14 protein-coding genes are annotated in these 20,017 nt (G+C 47.6%); 13 read left to right on the top strand and 1 reads right to left on the bottom strand.

Annotation, left to right across the window (positions count from 1 at the left end; genetic code table 11):
- The first annotated feature begins 64 nt into the window (after positions 1-64).
- The 10 genes from DYH48_RS12265 to DYH48_RS12220 all read left to right on the top strand — a co-directional run bounded on the left by DYH48_RS12265 (position 65) and on the right by DYH48_RS12220 (position 16,251).
- Positions 65-3,481 carry a phage tail tape measure protein gene (locus tag DYH48_RS12265; RefSeq protein ID WP_172481186.1) on the top strand — a complete coding sequence of 1,139 codons (3,417 nt, stop codon included), beginning with the start codon at positions 65-67 and terminating at the stop codon, positions 3,479-3,481.
- The gene (locus tag DYH48_RS12260; RefSeq protein ID WP_115334911.1) at positions 3,481-3,816 is read left to right on the top strand and encodes a phage tail protein; all 336 of its coding nucleotides are present in this window, start codon (positions 3,481-3,483) and stop codon (positions 3,814-3,816) included. Before DYH48_RS12265 ends, DYH48_RS12260 begins: the two co-directional genes overlap by 1 nt.
- Positions 3,817-3,840: 24 nt before the next feature.
- Positions 3,841-6,108, top strand: a complete 2,268-nt coding sequence (locus DYH48_RS23705) for a hypothetical protein (protein WP_172481185.1) — start codon at positions 3,841-3,843, stop codon at positions 6,106-6,108.
- A 2-nt stretch (positions 6,109-6,110) separates the two neighbouring features.
- Positions 6,111-6,776 carry a DUF4376 domain-containing protein gene (locus DYH48_RS12250; protein ID WP_115334910.1) on the top strand — a complete coding sequence of 222 codons (666 nt, stop codon included), beginning with the start codon at positions 6,111-6,113 and terminating at the stop codon, positions 6,774-6,776.
- Positions 6,769-7,494: a phage minor tail protein L gene (locus DYH48_RS12245; RefSeq protein ID WP_115334909.1), complete on the top strand. Its 726-nt coding sequence runs from the start codon at positions 6,769-6,771 to the stop codon at positions 7,492-7,494. The genes DYH48_RS12250 and DYH48_RS12245 overlap by 8 nt, the downstream gene beginning before the upstream one ends.
- Before the next feature lie 147 nt (positions 7,495-7,641).
- A complete protein-coding gene (locus DYH48_RS12240; RefSeq protein WP_115334908.1) occupies positions 7,642-8,370 on the top strand; it encodes a C40 family peptidase in 729 nt (242 codons plus the stop codon).
- Positions 8,371-8,486: 116 nt separating this feature from the next.
- Entirely contained in the window at positions 8,487-9,116 is a 630-nt protein-coding gene (locus DYH48_RS12235) for a tail assembly protein (RefSeq protein WP_115334907.1), read from the top strand.
- Between the two features lie 5 nt (positions 9,117-9,121).
- Entirely contained in the window at positions 9,122-15,217 is a 6,096-nt protein-coding gene (locus DYH48_RS12230) for a TipJ family phage tail tip protein (RefSeq protein WP_115334906.1), read from the top strand.
- Positions 15,214-15,537: a hypothetical protein gene (locus DYH48_RS12225; protein ID WP_115334905.1), complete on the top strand. Its 324-nt coding sequence runs from the start codon at positions 15,214-15,216 to the stop codon at positions 15,535-15,537. The genes DYH48_RS12230 and DYH48_RS12225 overlap by 4 nt, the downstream gene beginning before the upstream one ends.
- 3 nt (positions 15,538-15,540) lie before the next feature.
- The gene (locus tag DYH48_RS12220; RefSeq protein ID WP_115334904.1) at positions 15,541-16,251 is read left to right on the top strand and encodes a hypothetical protein; all 711 of its coding nucleotides are present in this window, start codon (positions 15,541-15,543) and stop codon (positions 16,249-16,251) included.
- On the opposite strand, the gene DYH48_RS12215 is transcribed toward DYH48_RS12220, so the two are convergent.
- Complete coding sequence (locus DYH48_RS12215; RefSeq protein WP_115334903.1) at positions 16,252-16,794, bottom strand: hypothetical protein; 543 nt, start codon at positions 16,792-16,794, stop codon at positions 16,252-16,254.
- Between the two features lie 415 nt (positions 16,795-17,209).
- Here DYH48_RS12215 and DYH48_RS12210 point away from each other — a divergent pair, with 415 nt between their 5' ends.
- The 3 genes from DYH48_RS12210 (at position 17,210) to fabG (ending at position 19,914) form a co-directional block, all read left to right on the top strand.
- Positions 17,210-18,169, top strand: a complete 960-nt coding sequence (locus tag DYH48_RS12210) for a beta-ketoacyl-ACP synthase III (RefSeq protein ID WP_006081228.1) — start codon at positions 17,210-17,212, stop codon at positions 18,167-18,169.
- A gap of 62 nt (positions 18,170-18,231) precedes the next feature.
- On the top strand, positions 18,232-19,158 hold the full coding sequence (fabD, locus tag DYH48_RS12205; protein ID WP_115334902.1) for an ACP S-malonyltransferase: 927 nt from the start codon (positions 18,232-18,234) through the stop codon (positions 19,156-19,158).
- 9 nt (positions 19,159-19,167) lie between these two features.
- The gene (gene fabG, locus DYH48_RS12200) at positions 19,168-19,914 is read left to right on the top strand and encodes a 3-oxoacyl-ACP reductase FabG (protein WP_006081230.1); all 747 of its coding nucleotides are present in this window, start codon (positions 19,168-19,170) and stop codon (positions 19,912-19,914) included.
- Positions 19,915-20,017: the final 103 nt, after the last annotated feature.

The following is a 20,017-nucleotide window of genomic DNA, read 5'->3' as shown; positions in this document are numbered from 1 at the left end:
TAAGGCCAAGGACGGCCAACCCAATGCAGTAAAACCAAAGTCCTTAAACCAAGCAGGAATACCCATGGCAAATAAGTCACTCGGCACACTAACGCTAAACATGGTTGCCGAAACGGGCAGCTTTGTTGAAGGTATGAGTAAAGCTGAGCGTGCATCATTAAAGGCTGAAAATGCGACAGCCAGAATGGTGAAACAGATTGATCCGCTGATATCACAGCTATCTAGCCTAGAAGTTCAGCAGCGCCGTCTTGCAGAGTTAAATGACAAGGGAATATTTAATGGTCGTGAGTTCGAGATCTTATCGGAACGCTTAGAACAAACTAAAAATGCCACGTATGAAGCAAACTCGGCTTTTGCAGATCAATACAAGCAGATCAACCGAGTCGTCAGCCAGCTAGACCCTGCAATCGCTAAATATGCCGAATTAGACAACATGCAAGCGCGGTTATCTGAAGGCGTAAAAGTGGGCGTTATCAGTGGCGAAGATTTCACAAAATATAATGCTCAGCTATCAACAATGCGTGAAGAGTATGACAGAGCATATACCGCATCAGGTCGGCTGCAATCTGCTCAGCAAAAAGAACAAGTTGAACTGCAAGGGCTATTGCGCCAGTTAGATCCAGTAACAGCAAAACTGGCAGAGTTAGAATCTCAAAATACTAAACTATCAGCGGCTTTCGCTGCAGGTAATATAGATAAGGGACAATACGATAGCGCAATAGTAAAACTTAACCAAATGCGCTCGGCCATTGATGGCACAACAGAAGCGCAGATGAAGGCTGAAGCGGCAACCAAGCAACAACAGTCAGAATTACAACGGCTGCAGCAAAGACTTGATCCTGTCATCTTTGAAATTAGAGAGCTCGATAAAGCGCAAGAGTTATTAAGGGCTAGCTCAGCTAAAGGCTTAATAAATTCATCTGAATATGACCTTTACTCTAAACGTTTAGCAAAAATGCGGAGTGAAGTTGGAAATACAAGCATTGAGTTTGATAAAAATGGTTTGTCAGCTAAGCAAATGTCATTCGCTTTGCGCGGTATCCCTGCTCAGTTTACCGATATAGCCGTATCGCTCCAAGGTGGTCAAAATCCATTAACGGTATTCTTACAGCAAGGCGGTCAGCTAAAGGATATGTTTGGCGGCGTGGGCCCAGCGGCTAAAGCCATGGGCGGCTACATACTTGGATTAATTAACCCATTAACCATTGCAGCCTCTGCCGCTGGCGTAATGTCGCTGGCGTATTACCAAGGCAGCGTTGAGGCAGATAGGCTACGTAATGCATTAATACTGACAGGTAACTCTGCAGGATCTACATCAAGCGAATTGATGGAGTCAGCCAAACGCATTGATGCCATTAGCGGTACTCAGCGCCAAGCAGCCGCAGCGCTGGCTGAGATTGCCAATACAGGCAAGTTTACCGCCAGCCAAATCGAATTAGTGGGACGCGCCGCAGTGCAAATGGATAACGTCACCGGCAAAGCGGTCGCCGATACGGTAGCCGAGTTTGCCAAACTTGCGGATGATCCGGTCAAAGCGGCTGAAGAACTCAACAAAAAGTATCACTTCCTCACTGCATCTGTGTATGAGCAGATTGTCGCGCTTAAGGAAGCGGGTAAAAGCACCGAGGCATCAGAGTTAGCTTTTAGAGCCTATGGCGATGCTATTAGCCAAAGAACGAAAGAGATCACCAGCAATCTAGGCAATATTGAAAAAGCATGGAAGGCGATAAAATCGGGCGCTTCTGAGTCTTGGGACCAACTGCTTAATATTGGCCGTATCGATACACTAAAAGAAAGGCTGGCTGATAATGCTAAAGAGATTAATAAGTTAGTTTCACTCGGCAAAGGTTCAGGCTTTGAGTCAACTCGCCGTGAAAATTTATTATCTAAGCTGCAGGCGGAAGGTAATGAGCTCGTTAAGCAAATCCAGCTAGAAGATAAACTTGCAGAAGAACAAGCAAAACGGGCAAAGATCAACCAAGACTCTATCGAGGCCCAGCGTGCCATTGCCAAAGTGACCGATGAAACCCTTACTAATGAGCAAAAGCGCACCAAGGCAATAAAAGAATATAACGAAAATATCGAAAAGGTGCGGAAGGGCGATGCTAATAGTGCCTTGCTGGATCCTGACAAAATTAAACGTGATCTCGCCTCGATAGAGGAAAAATTTAAAGATACCGCTAAAAAGACCAAAGCCTTTGCTGACGATGCAGCAACCACATACCTCATGCGTTTGCGCGAAACTCAAGCAGGCTTACAAGGTCAGCTAGAGTCAAATATCAAGCTTACTCAGTCGCAAAAAGAGCTAGTGCAGTTTGAGCAGCAAATCGCCGATATCAAAAACAAAGATGTACTTACCGCACAACAAAAAAGTTTGTTAGCTGAACAATCGGTGATCCGTGCTCAACTCGAAAAGAACGTTGCACTCGATGATGAAATTAAAAAGCGCAATGAATTCATCCGCCTGCAAAGCTACAGCGCCAATCTCACTGCTAACCTAGCTGCAGAGCAACAGCGCAACGCCGATAAGCTCGCTACCTTTGGCCTTGGTGACAAAGCCCAGCAACGCCTCGGTGATCGCCAAGGGATTGAGCGTGATGTAGAACGCGCTCAGGGCAAAGCGTTATCAGATAACCTCGCAGGTAAAACTACCGACGAAGAATATCAGCAACAGCTTGCTATGTTGAAAGACAACCTCACCGCACGCTTGGCCGTTCAGGATGAATACTATTTAGCGCTCGATGCTAAGCAAGCCGATTGGACTAACGGTGCCCGTTCATCAATGCAAAATTACATTGATGCCGCGGCTGACATGGCAGGCCAAACCAAAACCCTCATGGATGGTGCTTTTGGTGGCATGACCGACGCGCTTACCGATTTTGTGATGACGGGTAAGGCTGACTTTGCCGGGCTCGCTAAATCCATCATTGCTGACATGGCAAAAATAGCAATGGCTAAAGCTGCCGCAGGTCTTATTGGCAATATCTTCGGCGCTTTTATTTCTGGTGGTGCAAGTGCAGGAAGCTCTGCATCAGATTACACAGGGTCAGCTTATCAAGATTGGATGGCTAATGGTCATTCAGAGGGTGGCTACACCGGAGCTGGCGGCAAGTATGAGCCTGCAGGTATTGTTCACAAAGGCGAGGTCGTTTGGTCGCAGCGTGATGTTGCAGCGGCTGGCGGCGTGGCCACGGTAGAAGCCATGCGCAAAGGCAATAAAGGCTACGCCAATGGCGGCATAGTTGGCGGCGCTGCCTATAACGGCGTGCCAGCCTCGGCAACGGCTGGCGCTGGCGTGGTGCATGTTGAGGTCAACATTGATCAAAGTGGCAATGCCACAACCAAAGCCGATACCCCTGCCTTAAATCAGTTCGGCAGCGAACTGGGTAAATTTGTCGAGCAAAAATATCGGCAATTACTCGCTAATGATTTAAAGCCTAACGGCCAAATTGGTCGCACGATAGCGGGAGGTTATCGCTAATGCCGCAAACATTTACTTGGGCACCCGACAATGGTGCCACAGGCGATACCCAATATCGCACCCGCACCGCAAAGTTTGGCGATGGTTATAGTCAGGCAGTTGGCGATGGTATCAACAGTAAGATCCAAAACTGGCCACTGACGTTTACTAAAAATAAAGCCATGGCTGAAGCGATCACTGCATTCCTTGATGATCACCAAGGCTTCAAGGCTTTTGAGTGGACGCCACCCCTCGGTACCGCCTCACTGTGGAAAGTGACTCAGCAAACAAACACCCCACTCGGCGGCGGCATGTACCGCATCACCGCCACTTTTGAACAAGCATTTCATCCTTAACACTTCGCTATCGGACGTAAACACATGGCATTTGAAACTATCAGTCTTGGCACCCAGCCAGCAGGCACGGGTGGCGATACCGCACGTACCGCTTTTGAAAAGGTTAACCGTAACTTTTTAGCCGCAGATGTACTCGCCGCAGCCATGTCACAAGTGAAGTTCGAGGCTATTCGGGATCAGAATAAAGAACGCTACGCTGCCAGCGGCTGGGTTAGCCTTGGTAACCATGAATCAGGAAAACAAGTCAACGAATGCAAGCCTGGGCTGTACACCTCGCTTACTACGCCAAACACCTTGCTGATTGGTAAATCTGGCGGGGTTGGTGGCTCAAAAAACGATAATGCAGCGCTTAATATGGCAGGAGTGCTATTCCATCTTCCTGTTGGGTTTAGCGTTAAATTCAGTAATGCACCAGACGGCAAGACTACCTATAACAAGTCAACTGGCGTTATTACTAATCATGCCACTGTTGCTGCGGCATTTAACGCACAAGCAGCAGATCCAACAAATGTCGAAGTAGTAACAGACCGCCAAGATATGTGGGGTTTTGAAGCGTGGCTTGAAGAAGTCAGCACGACCAACCCTCATATCTATCCAAACGGATTACCCCAATCACAGGCCACCACTATGGATGGCATTGCCACCTCTGCCAGTGCTCGCCCAGTGACGTACTATGCCGTATTTGATGGTGACACTGGTTCAAAAGGTAAAGGATTAAACTTTTTTGCACTCACAGATGCGCAAAAGAAAAAGGTGTTAGCTAACCATAAAAATAACCTTTACTACTTAAATGATGGCCGATTAGTACAATGGCGCTTGCGCCAACGAACCATTGCGGGGGCGGGGAATGCAAATTGGTATAATGTTGATAGTAACAACCAAATATCATCATGGAACCATTTAACATTCGCACCATTAGCTAACACTATCGTAAGAGGCCAAGGCAGTGGAAACACTGTCGGTAGTACACAATATTATGATGCGTTAATTCACCCCAACAATACTAATCCTAAGTTAGGTGTATTTACTGCAAGAACCCCAACTGTTATTTCAGTTAATAGTGAATGCTACTTCCTCGCCTGCGGTACGGTTAACCGCTTAAACCAAGGAGCTTACCATTATAGCTATAATTCAAGTGGTAGCGCTGCTATGGCATGGATTACTACCCCTGCTGGACAGGTACAATGGTTCAGTGCGGCTCTTGCTAAACAAGCGACTAATGTTGTTGATTGTTTTAACACATTCTCGCTCGGAGGGTCAAAAACAGAGAATACACAAGCCGGTGCTATTGGAAGTATCTACCCGCAAGCTAGACCTGATGGACATTTCCATGATGCCATTTATGCCGATGGTCAAGGTGGTGTGTGCCGCGATATGCGTTACTCTGCGTATGGTGTGGATACAGTTGATTTTGCAGAAGCTGACCAGAAAGTTAAGAACGGTACTTATCGTGGATTTGAAAAAACAAAACTAGCAACAGCGTTAAGCTCAGTTGACTCAAATGTGAGCGTTGGTGGCAGCTTCCATGTGACAGAAGTTATTGCGACTAACGCAGTTATCAATGTAACTGCTGCATTATCTGGTGGTTGGTCAGGGTTTAAAAATGCGCAATCACCTACTGGATCGATTAGCGTTTTTGAGTTGTCTCGTGATGCTGTATCTACACCAACAGCGCTACGATCAACCAACAATGGAGTATCATGGAGCGCATTTACCCCAACATTTAACGCAGCAAACAATAGCGTAACGTTAACTAATGAGCCCGCAGCAAATATTGTCATTCTGCAATACCAAGCCTTTGCAAAACAAACAGAAAGCGCACCTAATGCTGCAGTTGCTGGCCTAGTGCCGCACAACGTCTTTGCATCTTCTGACTATCGTTCTGAAAACGGTGCTTTACTTGGTGAGTCGTTAATCGGCAAGGTACTAAAAAACAACACTGGCGTATCAGTTAATAATAAGTCGCTATTATCCTGTGCCATTGATAGCTCTGGTGAATTAACCTCTGCGTCAAATTTTGACGGGGTAACTCACCAGTCATTAACGCTTGGCTCGCCAGCAAATAATTCACCGACATTTAAAGCTGTAAGCTACCTCGCCAACATTAACCAGCAAGCAGTTCCTCATTTCGCTTATACCGAGCTTAGACATAACGGCACAAGCTTTGGCGATGATGGCAAGCAAACTATTGTCGATAACCAATCAACCAAAACAGACTTAAATGGCAATACCGTTTTAGTTGGGACGGCCAAGCTAAAAGAGCCAATCGGCTGGATAAAGAACAAGGTGTAACCATGAATTTAACGATGTTTCACGAACTAGATGATTCGGGTTCGCCTGTGCTCGATGAGCACGATCAATCAGTAATACTCCATCGGCCAGAGTCAAAAGCTCTGGCCGATGTGCTTTTAGTCACGCGCTTACATGCCGCTAATCCAGCAATGCACCATGTAATCGATAAGTTTATAGAGCTATATGCAGTCACGCTGCAATGGGATTGGTTTGAACAGTATCAGTCATGGCTTGCACGTAAGGCAGATGCCGAGCTTAATGCGCCAGCGCTACCGATAGAAACCCAAGATCAACAAGTGCTTGAACGTCCATTATTTGCAGAGCCTGAGCCTGTTCGTCCTGAACTTAAAACGATTGAGCAATATCGCGCTGAAATATTGATTGATGGTATCAGCATTGGTGAATACATCTTCCGCACTCAACGAACTGCTGCAGTTAACTCAATTACTGTTGAAGTCGATGGATTAGTCTTTGATGGTGACGAACAATCACAGCGCAGAATGTTGGCAGCAATTCACGCTTCAGAAGATGCTGGGATTGAAAGCACTATTTGGCGCTTAGCAGATAACACCGAAGCGGCCGTCACTGTGGAGCAAATTCGCCAGGCGCATTCATTGGCGATTATCGAGCAAGGTAAGCTATGGACCAAAGGTGCCACCGATGCTTAGTTCAGATATTCAAAAACTCGAACCGGGCAATGAGGTTATTCTCTATGAAATCGACGGTACCGCCTTTGGTGCCGATATCCTGCGCTTTCACGCCCACAATATTCCGTACTCAGATGCGGACCTTAATCAACCAACATTACCCGCGCGTATTATTCATTGGCAGGGTGAACAATACAGCGCATGGCCAGCACAGTTAGAAGGGGTGGAGGTTAACTCCGATGGTTCACCCAGCACGCCAACACTCACCGTTGCCAACATCGATGGCAGCATTAGCGCCCTGTGCTTGTATTTTCAGAACATGGAACAAGCCAAGGTTACGATCCGCCGAACGCTGGCTAAATACCTTGATTCGGCCAACTTCCCCAACGGCAATAGCGAAGCGGATCCAACCCAAGAAGCGGTAGAGATTTGGTATGTTGATAAAAAGGTGAATGAGGATAATGTCGCCGTCACCTTTGAGCTCTCAAACCCTGCTGACTTGTCAGGCCAAAAAATCGGCCGACAAATGACGGCCTATTGCTCATGGTGCCAGCGCGGTGAATATCGTGGCGCTGATTGTGGTTACACTGGGGAAGGTATGTTTACCGAAGATGACGAGCCGACTGACAACCCAGCAGTGGATCAATGCTCTGGCACGATAGCCGGTTGCACTTTACGATTTGGCGAAAATGAAGAATTACCCCACGGCGGATTCCCCAGCGTTCGTCTTATACGTTAAGCCTATGCGTTAAGTGTCGGCTATGCGTTAAGCCCTATGCGTTAAACAAGCGCTAGCATTCAAGCATCCATCAAACATTAATCAAGCATTAATCAAGCATTTTCCCGCCGTTGGCAAAATGGTCTAACACAACCTAAGCAGGTCCCTATGCATCAAACGCTCTTACATGCTTTTACTCAGCATGCGGCCAACTGCTACCCCAATGAATGCTGTGGACTGATCATCCTGCAAGGTAACAAGCCTTGTTATGTGCCATGCGATAACAAGGCGACCAACAAAGCCGATGAATTTATGATTGATCCACTGCAATATGCTGACATTGAAGAACAAGGGCAGATCATAGGTATCTGTCACAGCCACCCAGATGCGAGTAGCAAGCATAGCCAGCGTGATATCGCCATGTGTGAAGCAAGTGGACTACCTTGGCATATTCTCAGTTGGCCTGATGGGGATTTACGCTCTATGGTGCCAACGGGTGAACGTCAACCTTTGTTAGGTCGTCCGTTTGTGCATGGAGTATGGGACTGTTATAGCTGTGTTCGCGATTGGTATCACGATGTTCAAAGCATTTTATTGCCAGACTTTGAGCGCCAAGACGGTTGGTGGGAAGGTGAGCAAGAGCTTTACCTCGATAACTTTGCTAAAGCGGGATTTGTAGCACAAACCAATATCAATCTTGCCGATCTGCAAATTGGTGACGGCATCTTAATGCAAATTCAAAGTCAGCGAGTCAATCATGCCGCTGTTTATGTCGGAGAGGGTAAAATTCTGCACCACCTCTATGGTCGCCTTAGCCGCTACGATATTTACGGCGGGTACTGGCAGCGCAATACAAGGGTGATTGTGCGTTATCAAGGGTTAGGAAAGCACGATTGATTCAAAGCGCTATAAAGCTTATCCTGCCATAAATATGCGGAAAAATACCCGCCAATAAAGCCACCTCTTCAGGTGGCTTTTTTATTGCCTCAAATTCATGCTTTCGCGGAAACACCATGAGCACACAGACCACTATCAAGCTATCAGGTTCCTTGGCGGCTAAGTTCGGCCGCATTCACCAGCGTTTACTAGAAACTGGCACCACAAACGAAGCCTTTAGCGCTTTAAAAAATACCCTGCATGGATTTGATCTGTTTATTAAAGAACAAGCAAAGCTTGGGCTGCGCTATGCCATTTTTCGCAATGGACATAATACGGGTACCGATGAGTTTGACTTAGCGGGTACGACTGAAATTCGTATTGTCCCTGTCATTGGTGGCAGTAAGCGTGGCGGCATTCTTCAAACGATTCTAGGTGCTGTGATGATAGTCGTTGGTGCTTATTTTGGCCAAGGGTGGCTAGTTCAAGCGGGTATTGGTTTGGTTGCTGGTGGAGTAGTTCAAATGCTTTCTCCTCAAGCAAAAGGACTTAAGGGGAGGGAAGCTGCAGAGAACGCCCCCAGTTATGCATTTGGTGGCGCAGTGAATACCACAGCTGCTGGAAACCCCGTCGGCATTGGTTACGGTAAGCGCCGCATTGGTGGCGCCATTATTAGTGCAGGCATTTATGCCGAAGATATTGCTACATCAAAGCGCCCAATCCAATCAGGTGGTGGCAATGGCGGCGGCAGTCAACAGGAGCAATAATCAGCATGGGTATTCCTGCATTAAATCAACAACTGACTATTCATGGCGCTAAAGCGGGCGAAGGTGAGCAGCGTTCGCCAGTCGAATCACCAGATGATCTGCGCTCAATTGCTAAAGCTAAAATCTTACTAGCAATCGGCGAAGGTGAATTTGAGGGCCAGTTATCTGGACAAAATGTGTTTTTAGATGGTACACCGCTGCTCGATGCCAATGGCGCTGAAAACTTTCCGGGTGTTATTTGGGACTTTCGCCCAGGCACAGCGCATCAAACGTACATCCCCGGACTGCCATCGGTTGAAAACGAAGTCGCCTTAGGTATTGAGTTAAAATCAGATCAGCCTTATACCCGCGCCATTACTAACTCATTACTCTCTGCTGTACGTGTGCGCTTTCGCTGGCCAGCACTGCAACAACAGCTCGATAATGGTGATGTAAACGGCTATCGCATTGCATACGCCATCGATCTGTCTACTGACGGCGGCAGCTATCAAACCGTGTTAAGCACAGCGGTGGATGGTAAAACCACCCAACCCTACGAGCGCAGCCACCGCATTGACTTGCCAACTGGCAGCGGTTGGCAAATCCGTATTCGCCGACTTACCCCAAATCAAAACAACAATCGTGTCGCTGATTTAATGCAAATTGCGGCGATAACCGATGTTATTGACCGCAAGCTAAAGTACCCCAATACGGCACTGCTCTATGTCGAGTTTGACGCCAGTCAATTTCAAAATATTCCTGTGATCTCCTGCGAGCCCTTTATGCGCAAAGTAAAGGTGCCCACTAACTACAATCCCCTAACGCGTGATTATGCTGGCGTGTGGGATGGCAGCTTTAAAATTGCATGGAGCGATAATCCTGCATGGGTGAGTTACGACATCATCCTTGATGACCGCTTTGGCACTGGTCGCAGGATCAATGCTGCGCTGGTGGACAAGTGGGAGCTTTACCAGATTGCTCAGTATTGCGATCAGCTCGTGCCAGACGGCAAAGGCGGCATGGAGCCTCGCTATATCTGTAATATATACATCCAGCAAGCCACCGAAGCGTGGCAGGTCTTGCGAGATTTGGCCTCTATCTATCGTGGCATGACGTATTGGTCAAACGGCCAAATGTACTCTGTGGCCGACATGCCCCGCGACATGGATTTTACGTATAACAATAGCAATGTGATCGATGGCAAATTTAGCTATTCATCAAGCAGCGAAAAAGTTAAATACACTCGAGCATTAATCAGCTGGGATAACCCTGATAATGCTTATGAATCCGATGTTACCTCTGTATCAGATCAACCATTACAGCGCCGCTATGGCGACAACGTAATCGAATTATCGGCCTTAGGTTGCACCCGCGAATCAGAAGCGCAGCGCCGCGGTAAGTGGGCCATTTATACCAATAACAATGATCGTGCGGTCAATTTTAAAGTTGGCATGGATGGCGGCATCCCATTACCTGGCTTCGTTATCGGCATAGCAGATCAATTGATTGCAGGTAGCCGCATTGGTGGTCGAATCTCGGCGGTTAACGGCAAGCAGATCACTTTAGACCGTGCGGCCACAATTGCGGTGAATGATCGACTCATTATCAACTTACCCAGCGGTAAAGCGCAGGCGCGTACCATCGAGGCTATAAATGGCCGCGTGATTACGGTAACAACGGAATACAGTGAAACCCCACTGCCGCAACTGCTATGGTCTGTTGAGTCAGACGAGCTAAAGCTGCAGCAATTTAGAGTGCTGCGTGTCGCCAAAGCCAATAGCGATAGCATTGAGTACGAGATCACCGCGGTTGAGCATAACCCAAGCAAATATCCTTATATCGATACAGGCGCACGGTTAGAAGAACGCCCTATAAGCAAGCTGCCGATCGGTGCCCAAGAAGCGCCGGCTAATGTCACCATTTCACAGTCCGTATTCACCGAGCAAACACTCTCTGTTACCACTATGACTATTCAGTGGGCGACCGCAAAAAATGCGGTTGCTTATGAAGTGGAATGGCGAAAAGACTCTGGCGAGTGGATAAAACTGCCAAAAACTAGCAGTACATCAGTTGATATCCGTGGCGTTTACACCGGGCAATATATTGCTCGAGTCCGTGCAATCAACTCTGTCGATGTTTCGTCAGTACCCAAGTCCTCCGAACTGACCAACATCACGGGTAAAACTGGCTTGCCTCCTGCAGTAGCTTCATTCACAGCCTCGCCGTTAGTGTTCGGTATCGGCTTAAATTGGTTATTCCCTGCAGGTGCTGAGGATACTTTACGGACTGAGATTGAGTACGGCCCCAACAACAACGATAGTGGCATGATCAAGTTAGGTGATTTTGCTTACCCGCTAAACAGCCACACAATGACAGGCTTAAGCGCCGGCGCTAATTTTTGGTTTAGGGCTCGGTTAGTCGATCGCACTGGCAACGTTGGGCCATGGTCAGGATTTGTCAGCGGTCAATCTTCAACAGATCAAACAGAATATGATGAGTATTTCAGCGAACGCATTACATCATCAGCGCTAGGGCAAGAGTTGCTCGGCGATATAGAACTGATCCCGCTTATTAAAATTGAAACCGATAAAATTCCTGATATTGAAATAAATCTTATCGATACTCAAAACCAAATCCAGCAAATGCAGGCTGAAATAGCTGATATCTCAGGTGCGCCGGATTGGGATAACACCGCCAGCTATCTAACAGGTCAGTTGGTTAAATATCAAGGTAAGCTCTATTCAGCTAAACAAACCGTCCCTGCCGGAACGCTACCAACTAACACCACATATTGGACAAAAATAGGCGAATACTCATCCTTGGGTGAAGCTGTTTCTGCGCTTACTGTGCGAGTGGATACTGTTGAAACATCAATTGAAACAATTGATGGCAAGCTGACTGCAGAGTCATCACGTATTGATGGCATTTTTTCCCAAGTTAATCCGCCATTGGCTGGTGACTTTGGTTGGAATGCGGGTACAACTGTGGTGTTTGCTGGCGTGTGGTCTGAGCAATATGCAAGAGCCTCCGCCGATGAAGCATTGGCTAAAAGTATTGAGACTGTGGCTGTTAGCATTGATAAAAACACTGCTGCAATCATCACTGAGCAAATGGCAAGAGCGACTGCAGATGAATCACTCGCAAACCAAATCATCAGTATTTCTGCCACGGTAAACGGTAATGCTGCATTAATAAAGCTAGAGCAAACTGCTCGTTCCGATGCTGATGAAGCATTAGCTCAAAACATTGTCACGGTACAAGCCTCGGCAACCGCCGCTAACTCTGCGGCATCAACTGCGCAAAGTGCCGCGAACTCAGCCGCTCAAGCTGCGGCTGACGCTGCAGGTTTGGCTGGTACCAAAGGCAAGGTGCTTATTCAGTCTACGGCCCCTGCAGCAGCTGATCGCTTAGCGCAAAACCTGTGGATCGATACCACAGGCAATGCCAATACGCCTAAGCGTTGGAACGGTTCAACTTGGGTTGCCGTCACTGATAAAGCCGCGACCGATGCCGCCAGTGCCGCAGCTGCTGCCCAAGCCGCCGCGAACGCAGCCCAACAAGGTGTTACCCAAAACGCTGCAGCGATTCAAACCGAGCAAACAGCAAGAGCCAATGCCGATAGTGCATTAGCAACACAGATCACCACAGTTCAGGCCTCGGCGACTGCCGCTAATAATGCCGCATCAACTGCACAAACTGCTGCGAACTCAGCCGCTCAAGCTGCGGCTGACGCTGCAGGTTTGGCGGGTACCAAAGGCAAGGTACTTATTCAGTCTACGGCTCCTGCAGCTGCTGATAGCTTAGCGCAAAACCTGTGGATTGATACCACAGGCAATGCCAACACGCCTAAGCGTTGGAACGGTTCAACATGGGTTGCCGTCACTGATAAAGCCGCGACCGATGCCGCCAGTGCCGCAGCTGCTGCCCAAGCCGCCGCGAACGCAGCCCAACAAGGTGTTACCCAAAACGCTGCAGCGATTCAAACCGAGCAAACAGCAAGAGCCAATGCCGATAGTGCATTAGCAACACAGATCACCACAGTTCAGGCCTCGGCGACTGCCGCTAATAATGCCGCATCAACTGCACAAACTGCCGCGAACTCTGCTGCCCAAGCTGCGGCTGACGCTGCAGGTTTGGCGGGTACCAAAGGCAAGGTACTTATTCAGTCTACGGCTCCTGCAGCTGCTGATAGCTTAGCGCAAAACCTGTGGATTGATACCACAGGCAATGCCAACACGCCTAAGCGTTGGAACGGTTCAACATGGGTTGCCGTCACTGATAAAGCCGCGACCGATGCCGCCAGTGCCGCAGCTGCTGCCCAAGCCGCCGCGAACGCAGCCCAACAAGGTGTTACCCAAAACGCTGCAGCGATTCAAACCGAGCAAACAGCAAGAGCCAATGCCGATAGTGCATTAGCAACACAGATCACCACAGTTCAGGCCTCGGCGACTGCCGCTAATAATGCCGCATCAACTGCACAAACTGCCGCGAACTCTGCTGCCCAAGCTGCGGCTGACGCTGCAGGTTTGGCGGGTACCAAAGGCAAGGTACTTATTCAGTCTACGGCTCCTGCAGCTGCTGATCGCTTAGCGCAAAACCTGTGGATTGATACCACAGGCAATGCCAACACGCCTAAGCGTTGGAACGGTTCAACTTGGGTCGCTGTCACTGATAAAGCCGCGACCGATGCCGCCAGCGCCGCAGCTGCTGCCCAAGCCGCCGCTAACGCAGCCCAACAAGGCGTTACCCAAAACGCTGCAGCGATTCAGACTGAGCAAACAGCGCGAGCGAATGCTGATAGCGCATTAGCAACACAGATCACCACAGTTCAGGCCTCGGCGACTGCCGCTAATAATGCCGCATCAACTGCACAAACTGCCGCGAACTCTGCTGCCCAAGCTGCGGCTGACGCTGCAGGTTTGGCGGGTACCAAAGGCAAAGTACTTATTCAGTCTACGGCCCCTGCAGCAGCTGATCGCTTAGTACAAAACCTGTGGATCGATACCACAGGCAATGCCAACACGCCTAAGCGTTGGAGTGGTTCAGCGTGGGTTGCTGTCACTGACAAAGCCGCGACCGATGCCGCCAGCGCCGCAGCTGCTGCCCAAGCCGCCGCTAACGCAGCCCAACAAGGCGTTACCCAAAACGCTGCAGCGATTCAGACTGAGCAAACAGCGCGAGCGAATGCTGATAGCGCATTGGCAACACAGATCACCACTGTTCAGGCCTCGGCGACCGCAGCTAATACCGCAGCATCAACTGCCCAAAGTGCCGCGAACTCTGCAGCCCAAGCCGCTGCTGACGCTGCAGGTTTAGCGGGTACCAAAGGCAAGGTACTTATTCAGTCTACGGCCCCTGCAGCTGCTGATCGCTTAGCGCAAAACTTGTGGATTGATACCACAGGCAATGCCAACACGCCTAAGCGTTGGAACGGTTCAACTTGGGTCGCCGTCACTGACAAAGCCGCGACCGATGCTGCCAGTGCTGCCGCAGCCGCTCAAGCCGCCGCGAACGCAGCTCAACAAGGTGTTACGCAAAACGCTGCAGCGATTCAAACCGAGCAAACAGCTCGAGCCAATGCTGATAGCGCATTGGCAACACAGATCACCACAGTTCAGGCGACAGCTAATAACGCATCAGCTGCAGTTCAGCAAACATCAACGGCTCTTGTAGCTTTAGATGGCAAACTGCAAGCCATGTACTCGGTAAAAGTAGGCGTAACTACCGACGGTAAATACTATGGTGCTGGAATGGCGATAGGTGTTGAAAACACGCCTGCAGGCATGCAATCGCAGGTACTCTTTACTGCTGATAGATTTGCCATCGTTAATCAAATCACGGGTACATCGACCATCACGACTCCTTTCGCTGTACAAGGTGGTCAGGTATTTATTAATAGTGCGGTAATTGGTGATGGAACTATCACAAATGCCAAGATCGGCAGTTATATCCAATCAACAAACTATGTTGCTGGTACAACTGGGTGGAAGTTGGACAAAGCAGGGGTTTTTGAAATAAATGGCTCGACTGCAGGTCAGGGGAAAATGGTGATCTCAAATAATCGCATTGATGTTTATGATACCGCTGGAAATCTCGTAAGCCGAATGGGTAAATTGACATGAGTTATGGATTAGCAGTTTATAACAATGGTAAAGAGGTCCTTTACAGTGCAACGCCATACAATCTGTTTTGGGTACTAAGAGTGAAAGATCTTTATCCAGGCGTTCACTCTATCACGCTTCCATCCAATGGTATCGGCGGAAAGCTTTCATTCGTTTGGGGATTAGAGCGGAGCACACCCGATCAAGAAGTGTCACTAGGAAGCACATTCAGAGTAAAAATAAACAGCCTGACAATTTCTGGTAACACTGTGACATTTGAGCTGGAACAAAATGCCTTCGGTGTTAGCAATATCCTCCTTTCATTCTTTTATTCTCGGTGATCTATGTACGGCTTAGAAATTCGCAATAAGGACCTATCGCTATTTTTAGGCACTTATGAAACTACTTTTATGTATTGGGGATACAAGGACGTAACCCACACAAATGGTACAGATACCTATATTGATCTGTTTGGCATTCCAGTTGGTTATGATATTCAGATTTACACATACTGCAATACAGTAGGCGAACAGTACCCTTATCTAAGGGCTGTGCACGTTATTCTTGATGGTAATGCCAGTACTTGGAGAGGATTGGTTAATTTTTGGATGTATTCCGGTACCGCGAGGGTGTATGTATTTGCTTCTGCAAAAGCAATTAATTTGCCGAAGTATGGCTTAGCAATTTATGACACAGCGGGAAATGTGCGTTTTCACAGTGCTAGACCTCCGGTATCAATAAAACTGCTTGGCGAAGTAATTTATTCGCAAGGCCAGCACAGAACCAACTGCAGCTTTAAGCCAGCATGCAAACCAACCATTGCGCGAGTCGATTCTGAATACGCAGGAACGCCAGGGCAATACTACGTTGAGTACTCGCGCTTTAATGGGTTTTACAACAGTAGTGAGGGTGGGTATCAGCATGGTTGGACACTGCAAACGCAAGGGCCACGCGGTGGCCCATCACGTTATCAACCTGCAGATGTGATGAATTACGCTGTTATTGATGCATCTTACTACGAGCAGTTCCCAAACTTGGGCAACTTCCCACAGTAATTATTTGTTGATTACACTCAGCTCAGAAACTGGTGTATTCGGTGGGTTATTATAAATTGTAGCCAGAGCGCTATCAGCCAATGCGCTCTGAGATTTAAGCACTCGGTAAGTGTCTTTATCAGTTCGATTCAAACCAAAAATCTTATAAGCAACCAAATCAAAAGTGACATTAGGGCAAGATGCCATATCACCCACTTCAATCGTGTATTGCCAATTACCTAGTGGTATTGATGTCAGGCAGCCAACATTTGACGATTTAATGGTGATATCTGGCTGCTCGGTACCATTTGAATATCGAATGATCTGATATCCGGCAACTTGTTCAATACGTTCTAAAGACAACAATATTTTGTCGATATCAGCCGACTCTGATTCCACTTTTATCACAAGCGGTAAAACAGCATCACTTGGTCGAACAGTTTTCCCGTCAACCGCATTTGTGCTAGAAATCAAATTTTTGATATCTGCACCCGCGTCATCATCTCCGCTACCACCGCATCCTGCGAGTGAAAACATTAAAGCCGCAATTGCTAAACGTTTCATGAGCATCCTCTCTTAAGTAATTTATCAATAGTTATAATAACATATTGTTTATATAGGTAATAAGTATTTATCCATTTCTACCGCATTTGCTCATTTTCACTTAGTTCCAAATTTATACAACATGAAAATATGCATCTCTTTAATGTGATGATGACTGATTCTTAATGTAACTTTGCGACAAGACTGCATAGCAAAGCAGACCAGTTTTGCAGTATAAATTCTATTGCCAGCCTTTTTTTTATGTTACTTTGCGGCGATAAACTTAGTGCGTACAAATCTGGCTAACTTTTAGATGTGTACAAAACAGTGTACAAAATCAAGATTTATCGACATGGCTTAAGCTGAAATTAATAGCAAGTTCAACAGCATGTAAAGTAAATCCATTATTATAGATATAAATAACTGATCCCTCCTTATGCATACAAAAATTCTCGGAACTGGTAGTTATCTGCCAGTGCAGGTGCGTAGCAATCAAGATTTGGAAAAAATGGTGGAAACCACTGACCAATGGATTGTTGAACGTACAGGTATATCAGAACGTCGCATTGCGGCCTTCGATGAAACCGTTTCAACTATGGGCTACCAAGCGGCACTCAAAGCGCTGGAAATGGCTGGCATAGAAGCATCAGACTTAGACATGATCGTTTGCGGCACCACCAGTGCACCAAATGCTTTTCCGGCTGCGGCCTGTGAAATCCAAGCCATGCTTGGCGTGCATACCATTCCAGCATTTGACATCGCTGCGGCTTGTTCAGGCTTCGTTTATGCTTTATCTGTTGCCGATCAATTTGTAAAAACGGGTGCGGCTAAAAAAGTCTTAGTGATTGGTGCCGATGTGCTGTCTCGCCTATGTGAGCCAGAAGATCGTTCAACGATTATTTTATTTGGTGATGGTGCGGGCGCCGTTGTGATTGGTGCATCTGAAACGCCAGGGATCATTTCTACCCACATTTATGCCGATGGTCGCCAAGGCGACTTATTGAAATGCGCTTTCCCACCACGCCAAGGCGAAACCTCTGAAGCGGTCGGTTTTATGACCATGAAAGGTAACGATGTCTTTAAAGTGGCTGTGACTCAATTGTCCCATGTTGTGACTGAGACGCTGCGCATCAACAATATCGATAAGTCAGAAATTGATTGGTTGGTGCCGCATCAAGCTAACTTCCGTATTATTAATGCTACCGCCAAAAAGCTCGATATGAGTCTCGATAAAGTCGTATTGACCTTAGCTAAACACGGTAATACCTCAGCTGCATCTGTGCCCATCGCATTAGATGAAGCCGTGCGTGATGGCCGCATTCAGCGTGGACAACTCCTGCTGCTTGAGGCCTTCGGTGCTGGTTTTGCGTGGGGCAGTGCGCTCATTCGCTTCTAAGTTCTACATGTGTTTTCCACATGATTTTTCAATAAATTAAGTTAGCCATAGGTAATTTGAATATGGAAAATGTTGCTTTTGTATTTCCAGGCCAAGGTTCACAAGCCCTAGGCATGTTAGCCGAGCTTGCCGAATCACACGCCGTTGTCGGGCAAACCTTTGCCGAAGCGAGTGACGTCTTAGGTTACGATTTGTGGGCATTGGTTCAGCAAGGTCCCGTTGAAAGCTTAAATGAAACCGATAAAACCCAACCAGCCCTATTAGCGGCGAGCGTGGCTATTTGGCGTGCCTATGTGGCTTCAGGCAAACCTATGCCAGCCATGTTGGCAGGTCACAGCTTAGGCGAGTATTCTGCTTTAGTGTGCGCCGGAGTCATGGATTTTAAAGACGCGATTAAGTTAGTGGAGTTACGCGGTCAACTTATGCAGCAAGCGGTTCCTGCTGGCACAGGCGCCATGTATGCCATTATCGGTTTAGATTACGAGGGTATCGCGAATGCTTGCGCTGAAGCGGCTCAAGGCGACGTGGTGAGCCCAGTTAACTTCAACAGCCCTGGTCAAGTCGTTATCGCGGGTCAAAAAGACGCGGTTGAGCGTGCAGCAGCGGCTTGTAAAGCTGCGGGCGCTAAAATGGCGGTAGCGTTACCTGTCAGCGTGCCATCACACTGCGCATTAATGAAACCTGCGGCGGATAAACTGGCCGTGGCATTAAACGATGTACAGTTTAATGCCCCAACGATTACTGTGATTAACAACGTTGATGTGGCATCACCCACCTCTGCTGCTGACATTAAAGATGCATTAGTACGTCAGTTATATTGTCCTGTCCGCTGGAGCGAAACTGTTGAGCTAATGGCCCAAAAAGGCATTACCCAACTGGTGGAATGTGGTCCTGGTAAAGTATTGACAGGATTAGCAAAACGAATTAATAAATCACTATCAGCCCAAGCGGTTAATGATGTCGCTTCATTAGCAGCATTAACTGAGTAAGGAGTTTGTATGAGTTTTAACCTGAATTTAACAGGCAAAGTGGCTTTGGTGACTGGTGCGAGCCGCGGTATTGGCCGTGCGATCGCTGAGACACTGGTCGAAGCCGGTGCCGTTGTTATTGGAACTGCAACCAGTGAGAAGGGCGCTGCGGCGATCCAAGAATATCTGGGTGACAAAGGTTTTGGTTTAGTGCTTAATGTCACAGATAGTGAATCTGTTACACATTTATTCGCCTCGATCAAAGAAAAAGCCGGTGATGTTGATATTCTAGTCAACAACGCGGGTATAACCCGTGATAATCTGCTGATGCGGATGAAAGATGATGAATGGCAGGATATTATCGACACTAACCTGACATCGTTATTTAGACTATCAAAACCTGTGATGCGTACCATGATGAAAAAGCGCTTTGGCCGAATCATCAATATCGGTTCAGTGGTAGGCACCATGGGGAATGCAGGTCAAGTTAACTACTCGGCAGCAAAGGCGGGTTTGATTGGATTTACAAAATCTCTTGCAAGAGAGGTTGCATCTCGTCAAATTACAGTTAATGCTATCGCTCCTGGATTTATCCAGACCGATATGACAGATGAGCTGACCGAAGAGCAGCAAAAAGCTATCATGTCACAGGTTCCGATGGAACGATTAGGGCAAGCGCAAGAAATTGCGAACGCAGTGCTCTTCTTGGCCTCGGACTCAGCCGCTTACATCACAGGCGAAACTTTGCATGTGAATGGCGGCATGTACATGGTTTAAGGGCGAATGGCAGGGATTTCTGTCGCAACTGAGTAGTGATCTGTATCAATTGATAGTGAAATTTCGTGGTTAGACCACGAAAACTAAGCTTGCATTGTCAGCC

The organism is Shewanella baltica (assembly GCF_900456975.1).
Taxonomy (GTDB): domain Bacteria; phylum Pseudomonadota; class Gammaproteobacteria; order Enterobacterales; family Shewanellaceae; genus Shewanella; species Shewanella baltica.
The sequence above is the reverse complement of the archived record's forward strand: the minus strand, read 5'-3'. Positions and strand labels throughout refer to the sequence as shown.